7 protein-coding genes are annotated in these 6,649 nt (G+C 59.3%); 6 read left to right on the top strand and 1 reads right to left on the bottom strand.

The features are described 5' to 3' along the window. The first annotated feature begins 143 nt into the window (after nucleotides 1–143). From QZ269_RS11090 to QZ269_RS11065, 6 genes are all read left to right on the top strand, one after another. Entirely contained in the window at nucleotides 144–353 is a 210-nt protein-coding gene (locus QZ269_RS11090; protein ID WP_291426773.1) for a type II toxin-antitoxin system VapB family antitoxin, read from the top strand. After that, nucleotides 350–757 carry a PIN domain-containing protein gene (locus QZ269_RS11085; RefSeq protein ID WP_291426772.1) on the top strand — a complete coding sequence of 136 codons (408 nt, stop codon included), beginning with the start codon at nucleotides 350–352 and terminating at the stop codon, nucleotides 755–757. The genes QZ269_RS11090 and QZ269_RS11085 overlap by 4 nt, the downstream gene beginning before the upstream one ends. A gap of 75 nt (nucleotides 758–832) precedes the next feature. After that, nucleotides 833–1,513, top strand: a complete 681-nt coding sequence (locus QZ269_RS11080) for a SinI family restriction endonuclease (protein WP_291426771.1) — start codon at nucleotides 833–835, stop codon at nucleotides 1,511–1,513. Between the two features lie 4 nt (nucleotides 1,514–1,517). Beyond that, nucleotides 1,518–2,657, top strand: a complete 1,140-nt coding sequence (locus tag QZ269_RS11075; protein WP_291426770.1) for a DNA cytosine methyltransferase — start codon at nucleotides 1,518–1,520, stop codon at nucleotides 2,655–2,657. Between the two features lie 247 nt (nucleotides 2,658–2,904). Beyond that, entirely contained in the window at nucleotides 2,905–4,200 is a 1,296-nt protein-coding gene (locus tag QZ269_RS11070) for a cation:dicarboxylase symporter family transporter (RefSeq protein WP_291426769.1), read from the top strand. A gap of 370 nt (nucleotides 4,201–4,570) precedes the next feature. Further along, complete coding sequence (locus tag QZ269_RS11065) at nucleotides 4,571–5,683, top strand: pyridoxal phosphate-dependent aminotransferase (RefSeq protein WP_291426768.1); 1,113 nt, start codon at nucleotides 4,571–4,573, stop codon at nucleotides 5,681–5,683. A gap of 182 nt (nucleotides 5,684–5,865) precedes the next feature. Here QZ269_RS11065 and QZ269_RS11060 read toward each other — a convergent pair whose 3' ends face one another. Next, complete coding sequence (locus QZ269_RS11060; RefSeq protein WP_291426767.1) at nucleotides 5,866–6,354, bottom strand: GreA/GreB family elongation factor; 489 nt, start codon at nucleotides 6,352–6,354, stop codon at nucleotides 5,866–5,868. Nucleotides 6,355–6,649: the final 295 nt, after the last annotated feature.

Below are 6,649 nucleotides of genomic sequence, written 5' to 3'. Positions count from 1 at the left end.
ATATAGCGGATTCAGTTTCAACTGAACCAGAACTCTAAGCCCAAGCCTCCGCCTCAGCAGGCCAGCGGGGGCGGGGCGGGCTGGGGAGCGGCTAGGGTTGCGGCCTTCACTTTTCTACACATCCCCTTGTGTAAACTTCCCACATGGCAACGAACCTGCAAATTGACCCTGAATTGCTAGAGCAGGCGCTCAAGGTGGGCGGCCACCGCACCAAGCGCGAAACCGTGAATGAGGCGCTGACGGAGTACATACAGCGGCGCGAACAACTGAAAATCCTTGACCTGTTCGGCACGGTTGACCCTGCCGACATGCTGACCGACGAGGAAATGCGGGAGCAACGCAAACGGGCATGAGTGATCTGGTCATCGTGGACAGCGATGTGTGGTCAGAAGGCTTTCGCAAAGTGCCGGGCGAACCCTCGCCGCAAGTGCTCATGCTGCGGCAACTGGTCACACAGGGGCGCGTTCAGTTACTGGGCTGTATTCGTCAGGAAGTCTTACAGGGCCTGAAGACCCCAACCGTGTTTGAGCGTATCAGGGAGCAGCTGCGGGCCTTTCCAGACTTGCCGTTAAAGGAGCAGGACTATGAACGTGCCGCCGAATTCTTCAACCTGTGCCGCAGCAAGGGCGTGCAGGGCAGCAGCAGCGATTTTCTGATTTGTGCCTGTAGCGTGGCGTATGGCCTGCCGATTCTGACCAAGGATAAGGATTTTGACCTTTACGCGCAGCAGTTGCCGCTGAAACTGGTGAAGGCCTAGGCCTCTGCTTTGGCGGCCTCGGCAGGGGCAGCGGCTGCCTTCGGGGGCCTTTTTTTGTTCTGGTAAACTGCCCCCATGACCCAAGCGGAGTTTATGCGACTGGCACGCGCCGCAGCCCAGGCGGTGAACGTGGCTTGGACGCCTGCACTAGAGGCACTGGTGACCTATGGCCTGCAAAGCCCCAGCCTGTCCGCGTTTGCACGGTTTGGGCGGCTGACCATTGCACCAGATGCCAAGCCAGCCGAGGCACAAACCTATTTTCAGGCTTTTTTGCTGAGCCACATACGCGAGCGCGAAGGCCAACTGCACCTGCGGGAAGTCTCCACCGTAGCCGACCCCGCCGTAGACGTGATTCTTGCAGCGTTTGCGGGTATGCAAGAGGACACCCAAACCCAGGCCCGCTTGCTTCACCGTCAGAGTATGGCGGCAGAAAACCTGCTGGGGGCGCTGCTTGAGCGGTACTTGGCACGGGAGCTAGAACCACACGGCTGGGTCTGGTGCGCGGGCAACACCATTCGGGCAGTGGATTTTATTCGGCTGGATTTGTCGCTGGCCTTGCAGGTCAAGAACCGTAGTAACAGCGAAAACAGTTCTTCGTCTGCCATTCGCGTCGGCACCGAAATTCTGAAATGGTATCGGGTTAACGCAAATACGGGCCGCACCAACTGGGAGAAATTCCCCGCCGAGTTGCCCGCGCCGCTATCGGAAGAAGGGTTTCACGATTTTATCCGCGAATATGCCAAGGGCGTACACTAGAGCAATGACCACGCACGTTTCACTTTTTTCTGGGGCAGGTGGACTTGACCTTGGCCTTGAAGCGGCAGGCTTTCAGACAGTGGCGGCAGTAGAAGTAGATAAAGCGGCGCGGGCCACCATTCGCCACAACGCTGTACGTCGGGGCCATTCTATTTTTGTAGCTGAGGATGTAACCCAAATTTCTGCCGAAGATATTTTGCAAGCGGGAGGGTTAGAGCGCGGCGCGGTTACACTGCTGAGCGGTGGGCCACCCTGTCAGCCCTTCAGCACAGCGGGCAAGCGGCAGGCGCTAAACGACCCACGCGGTAGCCTCTTTCGAGATTACTTACGACTGATAGAAGGCATTCAGCCCCGTTTTTTCATTATGGAAAATGTGCGTGGGTTATTATCGGCGACCCTCAGGCACCGTCCCATTTCCGAGCGTTACGGCGGGCCGCTGCTGCCCGAGGAAGAACGCGGCTCGGCCTTCGCGGTGATTCTGGCAGAGTTTGAGCGAATTGGCTACAGCTTTACTTATGGCCTGCTCAATGCCGCCGACTACGGCACGCCCCAAACCCGTGAGCGCGTGGTGATTCTGGGCAGCCGCGACCATGAACCGCTACACCTACCTGCGCCTATCCACAGCAAGGACGGGCGCAATCTTCCGCCATGGGTTACCTTGCGGCAAGGGCTGGAAGGCTTGCACGACCCAGAGCCGCAGTTTCAGAGCTATAGCGAAAGCCGCCTGAAATATCTGCGTCTTGTACCAGAGGGCGGTAACTGGCGCAGCCTTCCGCCTGAGGTTTTGCCCGAAGCTATGGGTGGAGCATATACCTCGGGCGGCGGCAAGGTTGGATTTTATCGCCGTCTAGCCTGGGACAGACCTTCACCTACTGTAACCACCAGCCCCGCGCAAAAGGCGACAGATATGTGTCACCCCGCCTATGACCGTCCACTAAGTGTGCGCGAGGCTGCCCGCTTGCAGGGTTTTCCCGATGACTGGGAATTTATGGGCAGCCTCAGCGACCAGTATCGACAGATAGGAAATGCTGTTCCAGTGCAATTAGGCATGGCTTTAGGCGTTAGTTTGCTGGCCACTCTACGTGGCGAAGTAGCGATCTCGCCACAGATGTTTCAGCAACCATTGTTATTTGAGGTGAGTTAAACAACTTCCTACGCCCAAGCCTCTGCTTTGGCGGCCTCAGCGGGGGCGGTGTAATGGGGGGAGTGGCCTACGGGCGGCTCCTTCTCGCTTTGGCTGGCCCAAGTTGTCCAGGCCACGGGAACGTCCGGGGCGAAATGCGAGGCAAGTACGGTACTCCGGCTCACATTCCATTAGAGTTTGCCCGCCCGTGTCATTAAATCAAAGACAGAGCAAATTCACACGGAGTGGTTCCGAGGAGCAAACACGCATGAAAAGACCCTCACTGGCCGTACAAATTCTCATTGGCCTGATTCTAGGCGTCCTGGTGGGTGCCCTGTTTTATGGCAATCCGGGCGTTGTAGGCGTCCTGCAACCCTTCGGCGACATCTTCATTCGCCTGATCAAAATGATCGTGGTGCCTATTGTCCTTAGCACGCTGATCGTGGGCGTGGCGGGCGTGGGCGACCACAAGAAACTGGGCAAGCTGGGCGGCGCGACCCTGATTTATTTCGAGGTCGTCACGACGGGCGCGATTCTGTTCGGGCTGCTGCTGGCCAACCTGTTTAAGCCCGGCGCGGGCGTGGACATGTCGGCGCTAACCAAGTCCGACATCACCAAGTACACCGAGGGGGCGCACGCAGCGACCAGCCACAGCTTTGCCGACACCTTCGTGAACATCGTACCGACCAACGTGGTAGACGCCTTTGCACGCGGCGACATGCTGGCGATCATCTTTTTTGCCGTGTTCTTTGGTCTGGGCCTTGGCGCACTGGGCGAACGCGGCAAGCCTCTGCTGAAGCTCTTCCAGATCATTGCCGACACCATGTTCTGGGTCACCAACCAGATCATGAAACTGGCCCCCATTGGCGTATTCGCGCTGATCGCCGTCACGGTCAGCAAGTTCGGCATCCAGAGTCTTATCCCGCTTGCCAAGCTGGTGCTGGTGGTGTACGGGGCCATGCTTGCCTTCGTCTTTATCATCTTGGGAGCCATCGCCAGATTTGCCGGAACCAGCATCCTGACTCTCATTCAGGTGCTACGCGACGAACTGACGCTGGCCTACTCGACCGCCAGCAGCGAATCGGTTATGCCGCGCATCATGCAGAAGATGGAGGCGTTCGGTTGCCCGCGCTACGTGACCAGCTTTGTGATTCCCACCGGGTACTCGTTTAACCTCGACGGCAGCACGCTGTACCAGAGCATCGCCGCCATCTTCCTGGCGCAGCTTTACGGCATTCACATGCCCCTGGAAAAACAACTGCTGCTGACCTTGACGCTGATGCTGACCTCTAAAGGTATTGCGGGCGTGCCGGGCGTGAGCTTCGTGGTGCTGCTCGCCACGCTGGGCACGGTGGGCATTCCCGTCGAGGGCCTGGCTTTCATTGCGGGCATTGACCGCATTCTGGATATGGCCCGCACCGCTGTCAACGTGACCGGCAACAGCCTCGCCGCCATCGTGATGAGCCGCTTTGAAGGCGACTTTGACGACGCCAAAGCCCAGCAGTACGTCGCCGACATGAAAGCTGGAACCCTGCCGCCACTGGCGACTGCCACCGATCACTGAGTTGTAAAGGCAGCAAACAGTCCAGGCAAGCGGCTCCGGGAACACCACCTGGGCCGCTTTTTTCATGGCCCGTACCTTTCATACGGACTGCCGAGTGAACCGGGCCGTGTTGGATTCCATCCGAGCGGGGCGAGAACAATACGAGTTTCGCGGTATGGAGTCGAAGCGCTGCGGGCAGAGGCGCAGACGGTACCCTCTTGACCAAAGCGGCTTCTTGGTCAGAACGGCACCCGTGAAGGGGCCTGACCGCACCCATGAAGGGGCCTGCCCGCTTCTGCCGTATCAGTGCCCGCACAGCTCACCGTGCATACTGGCACCTGCCTAACTTGTCAGGCACTGTGAGGGCCGCTGGACGCGCACACTTGAAGGTATGCCCGAGCTTTTGCCCCGCACGCAGCTATCGCAGGAAAGTGTTTTTGCCCGGATGAGCCGCCTGGCCGCGCAGTACAGCGCCGTTAATCTGGGCCAGGGCTTTCCCTCCGACGCGCCGCCCGCCTTCTTACAGGACGCCGCCCGCCACGCCATAGGCAGGTTCGACCAGTACAGCCCACCCGCCGGACTGCCTGCACTCCGTACCGCGCTGGGCACCGACCTGGGCGTCAACGGTCAAGACATCGTGGTGACCACCGGCGCGACCGAGGCACTCAACGTGCTGGCGCTGTCGCTGTATGGCCCCGGCGACGAAGTGCTGATGCTGGAACCCGTGTTCGACGTCTACATTCCCCAGGCGCGGCTGGCCGGGGCCGACCCGGTCACAGTGCCGATGCGCCTAGACGACGCGGGCTGGGCCTTCGACTTTGAAACGCTTGAACGGGCGGTGACTCCCCGGACGCGGGCGCTGCTCATCAATACACCGTTCAATCCAACCGGCACGGTCTTTTCACGTGAAGAACTGTTGCAAGTCGTGGCACTGGCCCGGCAGCACGACTTCTGGCTCATCAGTGACGAGGTGTACGATGAGCTGTACTACGGCGAAAAACCGACCTCCCTACGCACGCTGGCCCCCGAACGCACCTTCACGGTAGGCAGCGCGGGCAAGCGCCTGGAAGCCACCGGCTGGCGCGTGGGCTGGATCGCCTGCCCGCCGGGGCTGTCGGGTAATATCGCCGGAATCCGGCAACAGGGGTCGTTCTGTTCGCCGGTCCCCCTGCAGGCCGCAGTTGCGGCGGCTCTGCCCGTAGCCCGCGCCGAGGGCTTTTATGAGGGTCTACGGCAAGAATACGGCGAGCGCCAACAACTGTTGACCGGTGGCCTGAAGGAACTGGGGGCTACCGTGCAGGAGGCGCGTGGCACTTACTTTTTAACCGCGCAGCACCCCGCCTGGGAAGCCGAGAAGCTGGTCGAAACCAGCGGCGTGGCGGTCATTCCGGGCAGCGCCTTTTACGCCGCGCACCCTGTTCCCGCGGGGCTGCTGCGCTTCGCCTTTTGCAAGTCGCGGGAGCAGATCGGGCAGGCACTCGAACAACTGCGCCAGCGCCCATAGTCAAGGCTCACCCTAGATTCCAGGCAGCTGAGGTCAGAGGTAGGGTCAAGGTCAGGGGCTAGTGGTCACCAGCGAAGACGCTGCCCGTCAGGTCAACGAACTTCCGCTGGCGATTCGGGCCCCGCGTCTCCTGCCAGGCTTGCGCCGTATTGCACGTCTTTAGCGCTGCGCCTGGATAGAAACTAGTATTCGATGCTTTTGACCTTGTACTTGACCTGTTTGCCGTTGTCGAGGTTGACGACAAAAGCCTCGCCCTTTTTGCGCCCAGCCAGTTCCTTACCGACGGGGCTGTCTTCGCTGATACGCGGGAGACTGCCCCCAATCGCGGCAGCTTCGGGCGCACTGACGAACTGGACCTTCATTTCCTTTTTGGTCGCCTCATTGTTGAGAACCACAATGGCTCCGAGGGCCACACGGCCATCATTTTCCTGATCCTCGATAATGGTGGCGCGGGCCAGCGTATCTTCGAGTTCGTCGATGCGGGCTTCAATGGTCATTTTTTCGCGTTTGGCGTCTTCCAGGCCGGTATCTTCATTGTCGGCGCTGGTTTCCATCTGTTCCTGAAGGATGCGCGTGGCTTCGGCCAGGCGGTTTTGTTCCTGTTCCAGATTCTTTTGAAGACGGTCGTAACCTTCACGGGTAAGTCGAACCTGCTTGATAGCCTGTGTCACTAAAGTTCCTCCAAATGTCCTGCCGGGCGGAAATAGGGTGAGAATCGCCGCGCATTGTGCCACAAGCGCAGGCAAGTGACAATGCGCCACCAGATGAACCTCTGATAAAGCTTTGTTGCGCCAGCGAACCGGGCTGCTGCCTGAAAGACACAGGACTTGCGCCAAATCGTCGCTGATGTCGAAGAATATCCTGTAGTGGGCCGGAAACGAAAATCGAAAGTAACTGCTCAGCAGGGGGACTTGCGAAGCGGAAAGGGGTAGAGTAGGGACATTACGCAAAAGATCTGTCCCAACT

The sequence above is a fragment of the Deinococcus sp. genome (assembly GCF_018260405.1).
Classification (GTDB): domain Bacteria; phylum Deinococcota; class Deinococci; order Deinococcales; family Deinococcaceae; genus Deinococcus.
This window is presented reverse-complemented; position numbering and strand designations above follow the sequence as displayed.

What these genes read in the sequence shown, in the direction of transcription:
- QZ269_RS11085 (WP_291426772.1), top strand. Translation starts at nt 350, where the DNA reads ATGAGTGATCTGGTCATCGTGGACAGCGATGTGTGGTCAGAAGGCTTT.
- QZ269_RS11075 (WP_291426770.1), top strand. Translation starts at nt 1,518, where the DNA reads ATGACCACGCACGTTTCACTTTTTTCTGGGGCAGGTGGACTTGACCTT.
- QZ269_RS11065 (WP_291426768.1), top strand. Translation starts at nt 4,571, where the DNA reads ATGCCCGAGCTTTTGCCCCGCACGCAGCTATCGCAGGAAAGTGTTTTT.
- QZ269_RS11090 (WP_291426773.1), top strand. Translation starts at nt 144, where the DNA reads ATGGCAACGAACCTGCAAATTGACCCTGAATTGCTAGAGCAGGCGCTC.
- QZ269_RS11080 (WP_291426771.1), top strand. Translation starts at nt 833, where the DNA reads ATGACCCAAGCGGAGTTTATGCGACTGGCACGCGCCGCAGCCCAGGCG.
- QZ269_RS11070 (WP_291426769.1), top strand. Translation starts at nt 2,905, where the DNA reads ATGAAAAGACCCTCACTGGCCGTACAAATTCTCATTGGCCTGATTCTA.